17 protein-coding genes are annotated in these 15,709 nt (G+C 64.8%); 1 reads left to right on the top strand and 16 read right to left on the bottom strand.

From position 1 onward, the window contains the following. The first annotated feature begins 175 nt into the window (after positions 1-175). Positions 176-1,222, top strand: a complete 1,047-nt coding sequence (locus METUNV2_RS0101780) for a helix-turn-helix domain-containing protein (RefSeq protein ID WP_026187790.1) — start codon at positions 176-178, stop codon at positions 1,220-1,222. A 100-nt stretch (positions 1,223-1,322) separates the two neighbouring features. On the opposite strand, the gene METUNV2_RS0101775 is transcribed toward METUNV2_RS0101780, so the two are convergent. The 16 genes from METUNV2_RS0101775 to METUNV2_RS0101700 form a co-directional block, all read right to left on the bottom strand. Beyond that, positions 1,323-2,117 (bottom strand): TorF family putative porin, encoded by a 795-nt coding sequence (locus METUNV2_RS0101775; RefSeq protein WP_018227803.1) that lies wholly within the window; start codon positions 2,115-2,117, stop codon positions 1,323-1,325. Between the two features lie 178 nt (positions 2,118-2,295). After that, positions 2,296-2,595 (bottom strand): hypothetical protein, encoded by a 300-nt coding sequence (locus tag METUNV2_RS0101770; RefSeq protein WP_018227802.1) that lies wholly within the window; start codon positions 2,593-2,595, stop codon positions 2,296-2,298. Then, entirely contained in the window at positions 2,592-3,269 is a 678-nt protein-coding gene (locus METUNV2_RS0101765; RefSeq protein WP_018227801.1) for a hypothetical protein, read from the bottom strand. Before METUNV2_RS0101765 ends, METUNV2_RS0101770 begins: the two co-directional genes overlap by 4 nt. A 1-nt stretch (position 3,270) precedes the next feature. Then, on the bottom strand, positions 3,271-4,665 hold the full coding sequence (locus METUNV2_RS0101760; protein ID WP_018227800.1) for an APC family permease: 1,395 nt from the start codon (positions 4,663-4,665) through the stop codon (positions 3,271-3,273). A 44-nt stretch (positions 4,666-4,709) separates the two neighbouring features. Next, on the bottom strand, positions 4,710-4,850 hold the full coding sequence (locus METUNV2_RS19955; RefSeq protein WP_198288838.1) for a hypothetical protein: 141 nt from the start codon (positions 4,848-4,850) through the stop codon (positions 4,710-4,712). Between the two features lie 3 nt (positions 4,851-4,853). Beyond that, positions 4,854-5,255, bottom strand: coding sequence for a hypothetical protein (locus METUNV2_RS0101750; RefSeq protein WP_018227798.1), 402 nt, complete (start codon positions 5,253-5,255; stop codon positions 4,854-4,856). Positions 5,256-5,266: 11 nt separating this feature from the next. Continuing rightward, on the bottom strand, positions 5,267-5,617 hold the full coding sequence (locus METUNV2_RS0101745) for a hypothetical protein (RefSeq protein WP_018227797.1): 351 nt from the start codon (positions 5,615-5,617) through the stop codon (positions 5,267-5,269). Between the two features lie 122 nt (positions 5,618-5,739). Next, positions 5,740-6,069 carry a DMT family transporter gene (locus METUNV2_RS0101740; protein WP_018227796.1) on the bottom strand — a complete coding sequence of 110 codons (330 nt, stop codon included), beginning with the start codon at positions 6,067-6,069 and terminating at the stop codon, positions 5,740-5,742. Between the two features lie 28 nt (positions 6,070-6,097). Next, positions 6,098-7,462 carry an FMN-binding glutamate synthase family protein gene (locus METUNV2_RS0101735; RefSeq protein WP_018227795.1) on the bottom strand — a complete coding sequence of 455 codons (1,365 nt, stop codon included), beginning with the start codon at positions 7,460-7,462 and terminating at the stop codon, positions 6,098-6,100. A gap of 79 nt (positions 7,463-7,541) precedes the next feature. Continuing rightward, positions 7,542-8,231, bottom strand: a complete 690-nt coding sequence (locus tag METUNV2_RS0101730) for a protein glxC (protein ID WP_018227794.1) — start codon at positions 8,229-8,231, stop codon at positions 7,542-7,544. Then, positions 8,219-9,127: a class II glutamine amidotransferase gene (locus METUNV2_RS0101725; protein WP_018227793.1), complete on the bottom strand. Its 909-nt coding sequence runs from the start codon at positions 9,125-9,127 to the stop codon at positions 8,219-8,221. The genes METUNV2_RS0101730 and METUNV2_RS0101725 overlap by 13 nt, the downstream gene beginning before the upstream one ends. 20 nt (positions 9,128-9,147) lie before the next feature. Next, on the bottom strand, positions 9,148-10,476 hold the full coding sequence (gene glnT / locus METUNV2_RS0101720) for a type III glutamate--ammonia ligase (RefSeq protein ID WP_018227792.1): 1,329 nt from the start codon (positions 10,474-10,476) through the stop codon (positions 9,148-9,150). 70 nt (positions 10,477-10,546) lie between these two features. Beyond that, a complete protein-coding gene (locus METUNV2_RS0101715) occupies positions 10,547-11,221 on the bottom strand; it encodes a hypothetical protein (RefSeq protein ID WP_018227791.1) in 675 nt (224 codons plus the stop codon). Beyond that, complete coding sequence (locus METUNV2_RS0101710; protein ID WP_036271158.1) at positions 11,218-14,100, bottom strand: 2Fe-2S iron-sulfur cluster-binding protein; 2,883 nt, start codon at positions 14,098-14,100, stop codon at positions 11,218-11,220. The genes METUNV2_RS0101715 and METUNV2_RS0101710 overlap by 4 nt, the downstream gene beginning before the upstream one ends. Positions 14,101-14,114: 14 nt before the next feature. After that, positions 14,115-14,372, bottom strand: a complete 258-nt coding sequence (locus METUNV2_RS0101705) for a sarcosine oxidase subunit delta (protein WP_018227789.1) — start codon at positions 14,370-14,372, stop codon at positions 14,115-14,117. 28 nt (positions 14,373-14,400) lie between these two features. Continuing rightward, complete coding sequence (locus METUNV2_RS0101700) at positions 14,401-15,642, bottom strand: FAD-dependent oxidoreductase (protein WP_026187787.1); 1,242 nt, start codon at positions 15,640-15,642, stop codon at positions 14,401-14,403. Positions 15,643-15,709: the final 67 nt, after the last annotated feature.

Below are 15,709 nucleotides of genomic sequence, written 5' to 3'. Positions count from 1 at the left end.
CATCGATTTCAAGAGGAGTAGCCAGGTCGCCGCGACGGCACACCGACCCGTTGAAACGGGCGGTCAGGAGCCGCGCAGGTGCTTCGCTAGCAATGAACGCCGCCATCCCACGAGCGTCGCGATCGCCGGACCGTCCGGCCAAGCACGCCGGCCACGAGCGGCGAAGGGAGTGAACGTGACTGTAGAACCTGCCCGCAAGGCGCCCCCACCGGCCCAGCTGTGCTGCGTGGTGACCGAAGATCCGTGTCAGCACGCGGAAAGCCTGCCGCACTGGTCGCAGGAATACCTGCAGCTGACCAGCGGTGAATTCCGCGGCCGCATCGTCGAAATGTCGTCCGGCGCGGTGCAGCTGTTCCGCGAATCGATGGACCAGGTGATCGACGAGAAAAGCCATCCGCGCCCCTCGTCCTACACCTTCGGCGTGCCGGTGAACGTGCATCGCGGCGGCTACTGGCAGGCGCACGAAGTCGGGCGCGACAGCCTGCTCACGCTGTCACCGGGCGAGGAGCTGCATTTCCGCACGCCGCAGGTATCCGACATTTTCGTGTCGGTGATCGACGCCGACTCGCTGGACGGCTATGCGCAGGCGGTGCTGGGCCACGAAGTGTCCACGCTGATCGCCCGCGCCCAGATGCAGACGCTGCCGTCAGCGGCGGCGATGCGCTACCGCCAGGTACTGCACGAGGTCATGTGCTGCGTGCAGTCGACGCCGGACGTGCTGCTGCACGCGGCCTCACGGCAGGCAGTGTCGGAATCCATCATCAACGCCTCGCTGACCGCGCTGCTGTCGATCTCGGAACACCCGGAGCGCAGCCGCGGCGGCCACGCCATCCACCGCGCCATCGTGGAACGCGCGCGCAACTACATCCTGAACCGGCGCGATCAGCCGCCGTCGGTCAGCGACCTGAGCACCCATCTGAAAATGAGCCGGCGCGGCCTGCACCACGCCTTCATGAACGTGCTGGGCATCAGCCCGGTCACCTTCCTTCGCTACGTGCGGCTGCACGGCGTGCGCAAGGACCTGTTGCATGGCGGGCCGGACATGACCGTGAGCAGCGCCGCCTGCAAGTGGGGCTTCTGGCACATGGGCATGTTTTCGTCCTACTACAAGGCGCTGTTCGGCGAATCGCCGTCGTCGACGCTGAAGCGCCCGCCCCAGGTGCGCAGCCAGCCCTGGTCATCCGGACACAGCGACTGGCCCTTCCCGGGCATGCCTGAATGAAAAAGCGGCCGGCCGCTCCGGAGGAGTCGGCACGGCCGGCCGGAGTGGACGCCGTGTGCAGGGGCACGACGTCCGCGAGGACCTCAGCAGGGTCGGGCGATCAGAAAGTGCGCTTGATGTAGGCGAGCCACTTGCTGTCGCCGGTGTCCTTGCAGCGGATGCCGTTGTCGCAGATGGTGTAGAAGTTCTTGTCGGCATTGGTGTCGATATAGGCCACCGCTGCCTGCCAGCCACCATCGAAGCTCTTCGTCACGCCCACCTTCCAGTCGGTGAAGTTGTACTCCTCGTAGTTCTTCACCTTCTGGTGACCCACGTGCAGGTTCAGCTGCCACGTCGGCAGGAACTCGTAGTTCGCGTTCGCCTCGAGGTAGTGCGAACCATCCGAGTCGCCACGACCCAGACCGAAGGTCTTGTCGTTGAAACCGAAGTAGTCGGTCACCGAATGCGAGTACTTCAGCTGGATGAACTTCCAGGTCACCGCCGCGTTCAGTTCCAGCGTGTTCAGGCTCTCACCCGACGGATCATACTTGCCGCCCGGGAAGATGAACTGCAGGAAGCCCACGTCGAACGTCCAGTCGCCGTAGGTCTTCGCGAAGCCGCCATACACGTCGATCTCACCGGTCGCGTTCGACAGCGCCAGATCGCTCACATTGGTGCCCCAGATGCCCAGATAGGCGCCGCTCTCGTGCGCGAAATCGAAGCCACCCTGCACCGCCGGGTTTTCCTGCGTGTACGAAATGCCGCGGAAGATGTACTGCGAGAACACGCCGATGTTTGACGTGATGGTGTACGCCGGCGCGGCCGCTTCTTCGGCCTGGGCAGCGAACGGAACCGACAGGGACAGCGCGCCCAGCGACAGCAGGACGGAGCGGATCAGGGTGTTGTTCTGTTTCATGGCAGCAGTTCCTTTTGAATGGCGTTGTGAGCGGACAGGCCTCGCCTGCCCGCGACTGCAAGTACGTTCAGCGCCGGCACGCTGAAAAAGACCCGGTACATGCGGTGCAGGAGGAGCTGTCCCGCATGTACCGGCCAAGGTGAGGACGGTGTGCGCCGCCCCCCGGGGTCCACGACCCCTAGCGCTGACCCGCGCGGACTCGGGCCAGAGTGTGCCGGTAGCGTGCCCAGACATAGGCGTCCATCACCATCACCGCATAGACGAAGAACCCGCCGGCATGACGGCCGACGAAGGAGTGCTCCGGTGTGGTGAGATGCCAGGTGATGACGCCCAGGCTGAGCGCAAAGAAAAGCATGACCCACGCACGCGTCAGCATGCCGTTGAGCACCTGGCCCATGCCGGGCAGCAGTGCGGCGGCAAGCAGCACGAACAGCGGGTGAGGCGGGCGGCTTTCGCCGTGTGCGACGGTGGTGCTCATGCCGCTTTCTCCAGTGAGGTGACCTTCAGGGCGGATGCGACATTCAGCGCCGCATCCAGCAGCGGCACGAGCATGTCGGGCGCGATGCGGGTGTTTTCCGGCAGCAGCGAGCGCAATACCAGGTAGTGCGCCCGCTGCACGCCGCTCAGCCGGTACACCAGCCGCACGCCGCGCGGGCTGACCAGAAGCTCCTTGAACGGCGGATCTTCGGCCAGTGCGCCCAGACCGTCGCGCAGCCGCTCCAGCGGCGGCCGCCAGCCGGCCGGGCTCACCTTGGCGATGTGGTGGACCGGCCAGTCTGCGGGCAGATCGATGCGCTCCTCCAGCTGTGCCGAGGCGGACCAGAACTCGATGTTCTGGGGCCGCATCAGCACATCGAAGGTGCCGGCCAGCGGCAGCGGCGTGCGCAGCGTGAGCGACAGCCACAGCGACGGCACCTTGCGGTAGCCGATGTGGTCCAGCAGCGGCTGCAGCTCGAAGCTGGCGCCCTGGTAGCGCCCGCTCAGTCGCGGGTAGTCGACGCCGCAGTCCTCGGTCACCGTCTCGTCGAACAGCGCGCGACAGTCATCGAACACCGCGGCCCGCTCGGCCGCGAAGCCGCGCTGCACCCGCCGGTGCCACAGAGCCAGCGCACTGCCCCCGACGGCCAGCGCAGCGATCAGCCCGGCTTCCATCTCAGTAGCCCTTCGGACGCGGCCACGGCATCGTGAATTGCTCGCCCCGCTTGACGAAGGGATAGCGACGCACGACAAACCAGATCGACACCAGGATGTAGAAGGCCATGATGGACAGCAGCGAGGTGCCGTAGCCCAGATAGGTGGCGAAGTAGGTGGCCGCGCACAGCACGCCGAGCACGATGCAGGGGATCGGGTGGTAGGGATGCACATAGCCCCGCTCGATCGAACCCAGCGGCCACAGCCGGCGGAAGCGAACGATGTTGAAGGACATGAAGGTGTAGCCCAGCAGACCCGACAGGATGGAGAAGGTGATCACCTGGTCCAGCAGCCCGGTGAAGGCGAAGGACACCGCGATCGGGATCAGGAACAGAATGGAGCGGTAAGGCGTGCGGTAACGCGGATGCACGGCACCGAACCAGTGCGGCATGTAACGGTCACGCGACATCGAGAACCAGGCACGCGACGCGTCGTTGATGCAGCCGTTGGCCGATGCGATGGCCGCGAACATGGTGCCGATGAACAGCATCACTTCCAGTTCCACACTGCCCATCAGCCGTGCGGCGTCATAGAGCGGCGTGGTGGCCTGGCCGAGGTATTCCCACGGAATGATGCCGGTACAGATGTACCAGGTGAGCGACGCGGCGATCAGCAGCGTCATCATGCCGCCCATGGTGCCCATCGGAATCGAGCGGCCGGCCGAACGCACTTCTTCGGCAGCCTGGCAGGTGCCTTCGATGCCGAGGTAGTACCACATGCCGAACTGCAGCGAAGCGAGCACGCCAATCCAGCCGTAGGGCAGGTCGACCAGCAGTTCGCGATGCAGCAGCACGCTGTGGCCGTCCGTCAGCCCGGTGGCGTGGAAGAACAGCACCAGGATGGCGATGAAGGCGAAGGCGGTGATGACGAAGTTCACGGTCAGCGTCATGAACACGCCGCGGTAGTTCATCCACGCCAGGAAGGCGATGGTGAGCACCACGAAAGGCCGCGGATCGAGTTCGGCCCCGTACTGCTGGGCCACCGCTTTCAGCAGGTCACCGACCACCAGCGCGTCGGCCGCCTCCAGCATGGTGTAGGCCATCACCAGGTAAAGGCCCACGTTGAAGGCCATCAAGGGCCCGATGATGTGCTTGGCCTGCGTGTACTGACCGCCGGCCGCGGCAACCGTTGAGGTCACCTCGGAGTCGATCATGGCCACACAGGTGTAGAGCAGACCGATCACCCAGCAGGCGATCAGCGAGCCGTAGGCCCCGCCCTTCGCCACCGAGAAGTTCCAGCCCATGTACTCGCCCACCAGCACGATGCCCACGCCCAGTGCCCATACGTGCACCGGTCCGAGCACCTTCAGCAGGGAAATCTTTTCCTGCTGTCCTGCGCTTGCTGCAGTTCCCATCATTCTCTCCCCTGTCGCGTGCCTGCCGGCACGCCCAGATCAAGCGGTCACTCGTCGCCTTCGCGCGAACTGAGCAGGAAATCCTCGCCATAGGTGGTGCTGACGAAGCGCGCGTCGACCAGCATCCAGCCGATCAGCACGACCGACAGGCCCCAGGCGCCGTATTCCAGTGCGGACCACATATCCATGACTCAATCCCCCTTGCCGGCCTTCGGGCCGAAGCGTTCGTTGATCACTTCGCGGTACTCGCGGTCCGACATCTTCAGCATGAAGATGAAGTAGCCGACGATCACCGCGATGGTGATGCCCAGCGACAGCGGCTCCACCTCGTAGCTGAACTTCTTGGTCACGATGGGCTCGGCAGTTTCCGGCGTGTGACCCAGCTTTTCCCACTGGGCCTTCATCACGTCGTTCTGCTTGAGCTCTTCCCAGGTGGGCGCCGCCTTGTGCTCGGTCGCCGCGGACTCGGCGGCGGTGCCGCCCAGCAGCAGCGGCGCAAGCAGGCTCAGATACACGAGCGCGAGCACCACCATGGCATCGATGAACTGGCCGAAGCCCTTCTGTACCGGCGGTTTGTAGACGTTGCGGGACATGTGCGTACTCCTCAGACGTCGACGTGAGCCGGGCGCAGTGCGGCCTTGCGGGCGCGTGCGCGATGCTGGTCGAGGTGATAGATGTCGATGCCGTAGATGTGGTCGCGGTCCTCGTCGTAATGACGAAGCATGGCGATCACCGACGCCGAGTTGAAGACCAGGACGAGTGCACCGGCCACTGTCAGCACCAGGCCGACAGGCGAACCGAGAAAGCCGTGGGGAACGGCGAAGTACACATAGCCCAGGGCGAACCACAAACCGATCAGCATGCCGAGTGACATGGCACGATCGCGGCCGAACATGCGCGCAATGCGCTTTTCGAGCAATGGGTCGAGCGGCTTCTTGCTTTTGCTTTGATCCATCTTGCTCTCCTCCTTTATGGGTGCATTTTTTGATGGGATGAAATCGTCAGCAGCAGGGATGTAGTGATGCAGGGCGGGTGATGAGCGGCGGAAGGACTCCTTTCGAATGAGGTGACGGTGGGTCAGACGGTGGAACGCGAAAAGAGCTGGATCACGGCGACCCCGCTCACGATAAGTGCGATGCCCGCGAGTGCGGCCGCATCGAGCTTCTGGCCGAAAGCGATCAGGCCGATTGTTGATATCGCGACAATGCCCACGCCCGACCACACCGCGTAGGCGATGCCGATGGGAATGGTTCTGAGCGACAGCGACATGAGCCAGAACGCCACGACGTAACCGACAGTGGTCAATGCCAGAGGCAGCGGACGCGAGAAGCCCTCCACCTGCTTGAGCGCGCTCGTCGCGATCACTTCCGCGACGATGGCGCCCAGCAGGAGCAGCCAGCCACTCATGTCCGCTGCCCCGGCATCACGCTGTGGATCAGTAGCCGTTGTGGCCCGGGATCCAGCTGGTGCCCGCCAGCGGGATGCGCGCCATGGCGGCGGCTTCCAGCGTGAGGGCGACCAGGTCTTCGCGCTCCAGGTGATGCACGTTCTGCTTGCCGCAGGCACGGGCGATCGTGGTGAGTTCCATGTTCAGCGTCTTCAGGTAGTTCTTGACGCGACGGGCACCGACGTCCGGCTGCAGACGCTGTTCGAGCACCGAATCCTGCGTGGTCACGCCGACCGGGCACTTGCCGGTGTGGCAGTGGTGGCAGAAGCCGGGCTGAGTACCGAGGGCGTCGTAACCTTCGATGGCCGAAATGTGCTTGCCGTCCTGGATGTAGGTTTCCGAGTTACAGCCGAGTGCGAACAGGATGCCCTGACCGATCGCGACTGCATCAGCACCCATGGCCAGCGCCTTGGCGACGTCGGCGCCGCTACGGATGCCGCCGGACACGATCAGCTGGACCTGGCCCTTCATGTTCAGGTCTTCCAGCGCATCGACTGCCTGGCGGACTGCAGCCAGCGTCGGGATGCCGATGTGTTCGATGTAGCAGGTCTGGGTGGCTGCGGTGCCGCCCTGCATGCCATCGACCACCACCACGTCAGCACCGGCATGAACGGCCAGCTTGACGTCGTTGAAGGTACGGGTTGCGCCCACCTTCACGTAGATCGGCTTTTCCCAGTCGGTCAGCTCGCGCAGTTCCTGGATCTTGATCGCCAGATCGTCCGGACCGGTCCAGTCGGGGTGACGGCAGGCCGAGCGCTGATCCACGCCTTGCGGCAGGGTGCGCATCTTGGCCACGCGCGGGTTCACCTTCTGGCCCAGCAGCATGCCGCCGCCGCCCGGCTTGGCGCCCTGACCGATCACGACTTCGATCGCATCGGCGCGACGCACGTCGTCCGGGTTGAAGCCGTAACGCGACGGCAGGCACTGGTACACCAGCGTCTTCGACGAGTTGCGCTCTTCCGGCGTCATGCCGCCGTCACCGGTCGTCGTCGTGGTGCCCATCGCGGTGGCGGCGCGGCCCAGCGACTCCTTCACGTTGGCCGACAGCGCGCCGAAGCTCATGCCGGCGATGGTGATCGGGATGTCCAGCTCGATCGGCTTCTTGGCGAAGCGGGTGCCCAGGATGGTCTTGGTCACGCACTTTTCGCGATAGCCTTCCAGCGGGTAGCGCGACAGCGAGCCGGCCAGGAACAGCAGGTCGTCGAAGTGCGGCAGCTTGCGCTTGGCGCCCATGCCGCGGATTTCGTACAGGCCGTGCGCAGCGGCGTTCTGGATGTAGTCGATGGTCGAGCGGTCGAAGCTCGCGGACTCCTCCCGGGAGACGCGCTTGAACGAAACGGGTTTGATGTCCATTTGTGAGTCCTTTGTATTCGGTGTCTGCTACGCGGGAGGGCGGATCGTTCCGCACCGTCCCGCTTGCCCACAGGAGATGTCAGTACTCCTGGTTCGCGTCCGCGTTCCAGTGATAGAGCGTACGAGCCGAGGCAATGCGCTTGAACGACTTCGGATCGTGGTCCATGCCGGCCTTGGACAGCAGTTCGGCCAGCGTCGCGTAGTCGGCGTCGGTCATGTCCTCGAACTGGGCATCGGCACCGAGCGACTTCACGTTGCCGCGCAGGTAGATGACCGCTTCGTACAGCGAATCGCCGAGCGCGTCGCCGGCGTCGCCACAGATGACCATGTGGCCGGCCTGGGCCATGAAGCCGGAGAAGCTGCCGACGCTGCCGCCGACGACGATGTCGCCGCCCTTGAGCGAGATGCCGCAGCGCAGGCCGGCGTCACCGTCGATCACCAGCAGGCCGCCGTGGGCGGTCGCGCCGGCGCCGTTGGAGGCGAAGCCCTTCACGTGCACCGAACCGCTCATCATGTTCTCGGCGACACCGGTACCGGCGCTGCCGTGGATCACGACGCGGGCGTGCTTGTTCATGCCGCCTGCGTAGTAGCCGGCGTGACCATGGATCTCCACGGTGACCGGGTGGTTCAGACCGACGGCGATGTTGTGCGCGCCGTCCGGGTTCAGCACCGAAATGTGGCGCTTATCGCCTTCCTCAAGACCCTTGTGCAGGAAGGTGTTCATCTCGGTCAGCGACGAGCTGGCGAGATCGAAGGTCATGCGTTCCATACGTACATCTCCTCGGGCGCGGGTTCGAACACGTTGGCGTGCTTGACGCCAGGCAGGTGGGCCAGCGAACGGAATTCCGACGCGATCGCGACGTAGTCGTCGGTTTCGGCCACGACTGCGGGCTTGCAGGCGAAGGGGTCGCGGATCAACGCGAGCTTGTCCGGCGTACCCATCAGGAAGGTGAAGAAACCGTCCAGTTCGTCGAAGCCCTTCTGCAGCGCGACTTCCAGGTCGTCGCCTTCACGCAGGCGCCATTCGAGGAAGCGGCAGGCGGCTTCGGTGTCGTTGTCGGTTTCGAAGTGGATGCCGGCCGGCGTCAGCTTGCGGCGGATCGAGTTCGGGTTCGACAGCGAACCGTTGTGCACCAGGCAGAAGTCTTCGCCGGCGGTGAAGGGGTGTGCGCGATCCGGCGTCACCGCCGATTCGGTCGCCATGCGGGTGTGACCCACCAGGTGCGAACCCTTCATCGACTTGAAGTCGTAGCGGTCGGCCACCTGGGCCGGGGTGCCGATGTCCTTGTACAGGTCGATGGTGCGACCGGTGCTCAGGATGTGCAGCTTCGGGTGGTTCTCGCGCAGCCAGCGCTTGACCAGCTCCGGCGACACGGCGAACGACAGCACGGCGTGGTTGTGCTTCACGTCGATGTGCGCGTCGACATCGAGGTGTTCCTTCAGCGCGTGCGTCAGGCCGTGCCAGTTGAAATCCGCACCGTCATCGGTGAGACCCGAGTACAGGCTCAGCTTGCGCGAGTTCTCGGCCAGCGAGTCGCCGAACACGGCGAGACCCGCCGAGTCCGGACCGCGCTCGGTCATGCCGATCAGCATGGGCACCATCAGTTCGCCCAGGCGCTCCTTCAATGCCGGTGTCTTGACCAGCAGTCCAACGATTCCACACATATCCGTTCTCCGGCGATTGATCAGAAGAATTCGAGGTAGCTGTTCACTTCCCAGTCCGAGACGTGACGCATGTACTCGACCCACTCCATGTGCTTGAGACGCAGGAACTCGTCGACGACGGGACCCAGTGCAGCGCGGATCACTTCGTCCTTTTCGAGCGCCAGCAGCGCCTCATGCAGGTTCTGCGGCAGCACCTTGATACCGGCGGCATCAAGCTGCGATTGGCTGTACTCGTACAGGTTGTCGTTTTGCGGCGTGCCCGGATCGAGCTCGTTGATCACCCCGTCCATGCCGGCGGCGATGACCGCGGCCGTTGCGAGGTAAGCATTGCAGGAAGCGTCCGGCAGGCGCAGTTCCAGGCGACCGCCCGGGCTGCGGATCATGCCGCTGCGGTTGTTGCCGCCGTAGCAGATGTAGGCCGGTGCCCAGGTGGCGCCGGTCAGCGAACGGCCAACCACCAGACGCTTGTAGGAATTCACGGTCGGGCAGCACAGCGCGGCCAGGGCCGGTGCGTGCTTGAGCAGACCGGCCGCCCAGTGGTAAGCCAGCTTCGACAGGTCAAGGCCGTGCTTGTCCGACTTGTCCTCGAACAGGTTGCGCTTGCCGTCGCCGATGCTCATGTGCATGTGCAGGCCGTTGCCCGGGCGGTTCGAGAAGGGCTTGGGCATGAACGAGCAGATCAGACCCAGTTCGGCGGCGATCTCGGCGGCACCCATCTTGAAGAAGGTGTAGTGGTCGCAGGAGGTCAGCGCGTCGGTGAAGGTGTAGTTGATCTCGAACTGGCCGTTCGCGTCTTCGTGGTCGATCTGATAGACGTCGATGCCGACCGAGCGCAGCGACTCGGACAGGCGTTCCAGGAAGACGCGGGCGCGCGACAGGCCCTTGTAGTCGTAGCAGGGCTTGGACAGCGTGTCGCCCGGATCGGCCGGCAGCAGCTTGCCTTCGACCTTGCGCAGCAGCGAGAACTCGGGCTCCATGCCGGTGAAGAAGGTCCAGCCGCGGGCGGTGATCTGCTCCAGCTGCTTCTTCAGCACGACGCGGGTGTCGTACTCGTGCGGCTTGCCGTGCGTGTGGCCGTCACAGGCGATGCGGGCATAGCCCGGCTGCCAGGGCACCAGCGACAGCGTCGAGGCGTCGCCCACGGCCATGTAATCGGCGTCGACGTTGGGGGTCATGCCCATGCCCCAGATCGCGAAACCGGCAAAGCCGGCGCCAGCGGTCACCACGGTCTTGTAATGCTCGGCCGGGACCGACTTGGTCTTGGCCGAACCGTGGATATCGACGAACTGCGCCAGGATGTACTTGACCTGGTTTTCCTTCAGGAACTGCTGTGCTTCGCTGGGTGACATCACATTCCCTCCCTGTCCAAACGGCTCGTATCTGACTGAATTGCGCCGTCGTCAAACGGCGCGCTGTTTGTTATTGCTGTGCGAGCCGGCCAAGCGATTCCAGGCCGACCGCACCTCCTCCGAGATCCGAAGCCACCTCCACCAGCGTGGCCCACAGATAACCGCCATAGGTGCCGTCGCACCACAGCCGGTAGTACGTTTCGCCGCCGCTTTCCATCGCGACCGCGGTGACGCCGACGCCAACCATCGAAGTCATCGCCAGCCCCTGCGCCGCAGGCGACAGGGTGGTGAAATCGAAGGCACAGGTCTGGCGGGTCAGTTCAAGTGCATTGCGGCCGGCGACAACCAGCGCGGCGTCATAACGCGGCACCGGATACACGCCGTGTGCCGGCGCAGCGGCGTTCATCTGCGCGGCATGGCTGCCACCCGGCGCGTCCTCGACCAGGTACTCGGTGTTGCCCAGACGCAGCACCAGGGTGCCGTCGTCCATGCGCAGCCAGCTGTTCATGCGTTCCGGTGTAACGATGCCCAGGGCGTTAAGCCAGGCGGCAGCGCCCGGACCCTTGACGCCGGCACGGCGGCGGAAGCTGAGGTCGCCGATGCCGGCCAGCGGCAGACGGGCTGCATCGGCCGAACCGAAGGAGGCCACGGTCTGCATGGTCTCGACCTGGGTCCACTTCGCCGCGTGCGGCGCCTGTTCGTCGAACAGAGGGCTGATGCGATTGGGGGCGAAGGGGGCGTTCATTCGATTTCCTTCTGGCGTTCGTCTTTCGGGTCGAAGAAGGGCGTGTCGCAGACCTCGGCGTTCACCATGCTTCCGTCGGTCAGACGGATCTGGAAGGCGGTGCCGGATTCGGACATCGACGGCAGCACGAAGGCCAGGCCGATGAAGCGACCGACATGCGGGCTCCAGGAGATGCTGGTAACGCGGCCGGCGATGTCACCGTCCTGGATGATCAGGTGACATTCCTTCGGCACTTCGCCGCTGTGGTTCTCGCCCAGGCGGAAGCCGACCAGCTTGCGCTTGAGCGGCATCTTGCGAACGATCTGCAGCGAGCGCTTGCCGGTGAAGAAGGGCTTGTCCAGCTTGACCGCCCAGTCCATGCCGACTTCGAACGGGTTGGTCAGACCGTCGGTGTCCTGGCTCACGATCAGGTGGCCCTTTTCCAGACGCAGCAGACGCTGGGCCTCGACACCGAACGGGCCGATGCCCGACGACTCACCCGCCTTCATCAGCGCGTCCCACAGCGTGGCGCCGTACTCGGCCGGGATGTGGATTTCGTAGCCCCATTCGCCGACGAAGCCGACGCGCATCATGCGGGCCGGAATGCCGGCCACCGTGCCGGTGCGCACCGCGAGGTAGGGGAAGGCGGCGGACGACAGATCCATGTCGGTCAGCTGGGCCAGCACCTTGCGCGACGCCGGACCGGCCAGGTTCATCGCCGAGTACGAACCGGTCAGGTTGATCAGGCCGCAGTCCAGCTTCCACTCGATGTTCAGGCGCGACAGCTCGCGATACACCGTGGCCGCACCCGAACTGGTCGTGGTGAAGTAGAAGACGTCTTCGGCGATGCGCGCCACCACGCCTTCGTCGCTCAGCACGCCCGAGTCGTCACACATGACGGCGTAGCGCGTGGCACCCACCTTCATGTTGTCGTAGCGGCCGGTATAGACGCGGTTCAGGAACTCGGCGGCCTGCGGGCCACGGATTTCCAGCTTGCCCAGCGTGCCGACGTCGATCAGCGCAACCGCGGTGCGCACACGGCGCGCCTCTTCGCGGATGCAGTCGATGCGCGACTTGCCCGGCACTGCGTAGTACTCCGGACGTTCCCACGCGCCGGCCTGCATGAACACCGCACCGGCAGCGGCGTGGCGGCCGTGCAGCGGCGAGTGGCGCTGCGGGCTGAAACCGCGGCCGGCCAGATGCGACAGCGGCACCGGGTGGAAGAACGGACGCGCGGTCGTGGTGCCCACCTGCTGCGGCGACTTGCCGGTCAGGCGCGCCAGGATGCGCAGCGCGGTCATGTTCGAGTGCTTGCCCTGGCTGGGGCCCATGCCGACGGTCGAGAAGCGCTTCAGCAGCTCGATGTTGTCGTAGCCTTCCTGCACTGCGTTCTCGAAATCCTTCACCTGCAGATCCTCGTCGAAATCGACGAAGTTCTTGCCGTCCGGATGAGCAACCACCGGCCAGGCATGCGACGGTGATTCGGTTTCGGCCGGCACGGTGATGCTGGCACTGACTTCGAAACCGGCATTCGCGGCGGCAGCGAGACCTGCGCGCTGACCGTCGGTGATGCGCGATTCGAGGCGGAACACGCCATTCACCTTGCCGCAGGCGAACACGCCTTCCGGCAGCTGTTCCGGCACGAACTGCTGCAGCAGATCGTCGAAGCGCATGCGGGTGCCTGCCTGATACAGCAGGTTGGCGGCCGGCGACCAGCCGGTGCTCATCGCAACGCCGTCGCAGCTGATGCGACGCTGCGAACCGGACACCACACGGCCGGCACCGTCGATGCGACAGGCAGTGACGCCAGCCAGTTCGCCCTTGCCATCGGCGTGCGCTTCATACACCGCGTGACCACCGAGGATTTCCACGCCCTTGGCGCGCAGTGCATCGGCCAGCGGCGAAGCCGGCACGCTGGCGCGCATGTCCAGCACCGCAGCCACGGCGGCGCCGGCGGCCAGCAGATCGAGCGCGACGCGGTAGCCGTCGGCGTTGGCGGCCAGCACGACCGCGGTGCTGCAGGGCTTGACCGCGTAGCGGTAGATCAGGCGCTGCATGGCCGAGCCGTTCATGATGCCCGGCAGGTCGTTGTTACGGAAAACGGACGGCTGCTCGTAGGCACCACTGGCCAGAATGACCGACTTGGCGCGCATCTTCGTCATGCGGTTCTCGTCGATCAGCGGCACCCAGCGGTCGGCGTAGTAGGCGCCGGCGTAAGTGCCTTCCAGCAGACGGATGCGCGGGTTGGACTTCACCTGCTGCAGCAGCGAGGCGGTGTGCTGACGACGTGCCGCGTCGGCGCCCAGCTGGAACAGACCGCTGCCACCGGCGCGGGCGTTCTCGTCACAGACCACCACCGAAGCGCCTGCTTCGGCGGCCGACAGCGCGGCGGCCAGACCGGAAGGACCGGCACCGATCACCAGCACGTCACAGAAGTCGTAGCGCTTCTGGGTGCGGATGTGCGGCGTCGAGAAATCGACCACGCCCAGACCGGTGATGCGGCGGAACATCTTTTCCCACAGCGGGAACAGACGCTTGTTGTGGAAGGCCTTGTAATAGAAGCCGACCGGCAGGAAGCGCGACAGCTTGTTCAGGTGACGCGCCTTGTCGTTGGCCAGGCCACCGAAAGTGTTCACCGCGGTCAGGTCCATGCCTTCACGCACCGCCACCACGTCACCGCGGGTGTTCAGCTTCGGACCGTCCTGCAGCATGACGTTCACGTCATGGTTGGCGGCCGAAAGAATGCCGCGCACGCGGTGGTACTTGAAGCTGCGGCCCTGGCTGCGCTGGCCGGCGGCCCACAGCGCGCTGGCGATGCTGTCGCCGGACAGGCCTTCGAAGGTGCGGCCTTCAAAACGGAAGCGGACGGTGCGGCTGCGATCCAGCCACTCGTCGGGCATTGCGGGCAGGCGCTTCACTTGTCATCTCCATGCAGAAAGGTGCGCAGCACCTTGTCCTTTTCGGTATCGCGTTCAGCGATGAACCAGGTATTCGACGGCGTGTGGCACCACCATTCCTTCTTCACGCCGGGCGCGCCGTTGCGGTGGAACACGTATTCCGCCCACTGGTCGTCGCTGCAGGTATCGGCATCGGGCGCCGGACGGATTTCGCCCCAGTAGGCGAATTCCGAAATCGGCCGCGTGCCGTTGATCGGACAGGTCATCAGTTTCATGTCGTCGTCTCCGCTCTCTGTTCCGCGCTCAGTGGCCCACGCTCGCCGCACCCTTCTCGCCGGTCAGCGAGTAGTTGCGGAAGCGGTCGAGCGAGAAGCCGGTGATCAGCTCGTGCGGCTTGTCATTGACGGCGGTCCAGGCCATGGTCTTGCCGCAGACCGGCGTCGCCTTGAAGCCCCAGGTACCCCAGCCGGAATCGAGGTAGAAGCCTTCGACCGGCGTCATGCCCATGATGGGTGCGAAGTCCGGCGTCATATCAGCCATGCCGGCCCACTGACGCACCACCTTGGAGTGCGACAGGAAGGGGAACATGTCGAGCAGGTGAGCGGCGAGGCCTTCCGGGAAGTCCAGCGTCGAACGCGTCGATTGCACTTCGTACGGATCGAGCGAGGCGCCCATCACCAGTTCGCCGCGGGCGCTCTGGCTTACATATATATGCAGGCTGCCGGACACCAGGATGGTGTCGAGCCAGGGCTTCATCGGCTCGCTCACCATGGCCTGCAGCGGATGCACGAAGATCGGCGTCTTGAAGCCCACCATGTCGGTGATGCGCGGCGTGAAGCCGGCGACCGCACAGATGACCTTGTTGGTCGAGATGAAACCCTTGGTGGTGTGTACACCGACCACCTTGCCGCCCTTGACCTCGATGCCGGTCACCGCAGTCTGCTGGTGGATTTCAGCGCCACGCATGTCGGCGCCACGGCCGTAGCCCCAGGCCACCGCGTCGTGACGGGCCACCGCGCCCGGTGCGTGGTACAGCGCACCCTGGATCGGGGCGTGGCCACCACAGGACAGATCGATCTGCGGCGTCTGGCGCTTCACTTCTTCCGGGCCCACCACTTCGGACGCGATGCCGTAGTGCTTGTTCACCTCTGCACGCCAGCGCATGGTGCGCATCGCGGAGTCGGTGTGGGCCAGCGTGAAGTGGCCGCGGGTGGAGTAGAAGAGGTTCAGATCGAACTCTGTGGACAAGTCCTGGTACAGCTGCACCGACTTGTCGTAGAACTTCACGCCTTCCGGCGTGAGGTAGTTCGAGCGGATGATGGTGGTGTTGCGGCCGGTATTGCCGCCACCGATGTAACCCTTCTCGAGCACCGCCACGTTGGTGATGCCATGATCACGGGCGAGGTAGTAGGCGCTGGCCAGGCCATGGCCCCCACCACCAATGATCACTACGTCGTAGGAGGGCTTGAGCTTGTCGTGAGCCGTGAACATCCGGGGTTCCGGATGGGACTTCGACAGACCGAATCGCAATAGGCGCCAGGGCATGTGCTTTCCTGTAGTCCAGACTGAAAGGGTGTCACTTCTGCTGCGGTGCAGCGTGTTTCAAGAGAAG

Origin of the sequence: Methyloversatilis universalis EHg5 (genome assembly GCF_000378945.1) — a bacterium.
GTDB classification, from domain to species: Bacteria; Pseudomonadota; Gammaproteobacteria; order Burkholderiales; family Rhodocyclaceae; genus Methyloversatilis; species Methyloversatilis universalis_A.
Note: the sequence above shows the minus strand (reverse complement) of the source record. Positions and strands in the feature narration are given on the sequence as shown.

What these genes read in the sequence shown, in the direction of transcription:
- METUNV2_RS0101775 (WP_018227803.1), bottom strand. Translation starts at nt 2,117, where the DNA reads ATGAAACAGAACAACACCCTGATCCGCTCCGTCCTGCTGTCGCTGGGC.
- METUNV2_RS0101770 (WP_018227802.1), bottom strand. Translation starts at nt 2,595, where the DNA reads ATGAGCACCACCGTCGCACACGGCGAAAGCCGCCCGCCTCACCCGCTG.
- METUNV2_RS0101765 (WP_018227801.1), bottom strand. Translation starts at nt 3,269, where the DNA reads ATGGAAGCCGGGCTGATCGCTGCGCTGGCCGTCGGGGGCAGTGCGCTG.
- METUNV2_RS0101760 (WP_018227800.1), bottom strand. Translation starts at nt 4,665, where the DNA reads ATGATGGGAACTGCAGCAAGCGCAGGACAGCAGGAAAAGATTTCCCTG.
- METUNV2_RS19955 (WP_198288838.1), bottom strand. Translation starts at nt 4,850, where the DNA reads ATGGATATGTGGTCCGCACTGGAATACGGCGCCTGGGGCCTGTCGGTC.
- METUNV2_RS0101750 (WP_018227798.1), bottom strand. Translation starts at nt 5,255, where the DNA reads ATGTCCCGCAACGTCTACAAACCGCCGGTACAGAAGGGCTTCGGCCAG.
- METUNV2_RS0101745 (WP_018227797.1), bottom strand. Translation starts at nt 5,617, where the DNA reads ATGGATCAAAGCAAAAGCAAGAAGCCGCTCGACCCATTGCTCGAAAAG.
- METUNV2_RS0101740 (WP_018227796.1), bottom strand. Translation starts at nt 6,069, where the DNA reads ATGAGTGGCTGGCTGCTCCTGCTGGGCGCCATCGTCGCGGAAGTGATC.
- METUNV2_RS0101735 (WP_018227795.1), bottom strand. Translation starts at nt 7,462, where the DNA reads ATGGACATCAAACCCGTTTCGTTCAAGCGCGTCTCCCGGGAGGAGTCC.
- METUNV2_RS0101730 (WP_018227794.1), bottom strand. Translation starts at nt 8,231, where the DNA reads ATGGAACGCATGACCTTCGATCTCGCCAGCTCGTCGCTGACCGAGATG.
- METUNV2_RS0101725 (WP_018227793.1), bottom strand. Translation starts at nt 9,127, where the DNA reads ATGTGTGGAATCGTTGGACTGCTGGTCAAGACACCGGCATTGAAGGAG.
- glnT (WP_018227792.1), bottom strand. Translation starts at nt 10,476, where the DNA reads ATGTCACCCAGCGAAGCACAGCAGTTCCTGAAGGAAAACCAGGTCAAG.
- METUNV2_RS0101715 (WP_018227791.1), bottom strand. Translation starts at nt 11,221, where the DNA reads ATGAACGCCCCCTTCGCCCCCAATCGCATCAGCCCTCTGTTCGACGAA.
- METUNV2_RS0101710 (WP_036271158.1), bottom strand. Translation starts at nt 14,100, where the DNA reads ATGCCCGACGAGTGGCTGGATCGCAGCCGCACCGTCCGCTTCCGTTTT.
- METUNV2_RS0101705 (WP_018227789.1), bottom strand. Translation starts at nt 14,372, where the DNA reads ATGAAACTGATGACCTGTCCGATCAACGGCACGCGGCCGATTTCGGAA.
- METUNV2_RS0101700 (WP_026187787.1), bottom strand. Translation starts at nt 15,642, where the DNA reads ATGCCCTGGCGCCTATTGCGATTCGGTCTGTCGAAGTCCCATCCGGAA.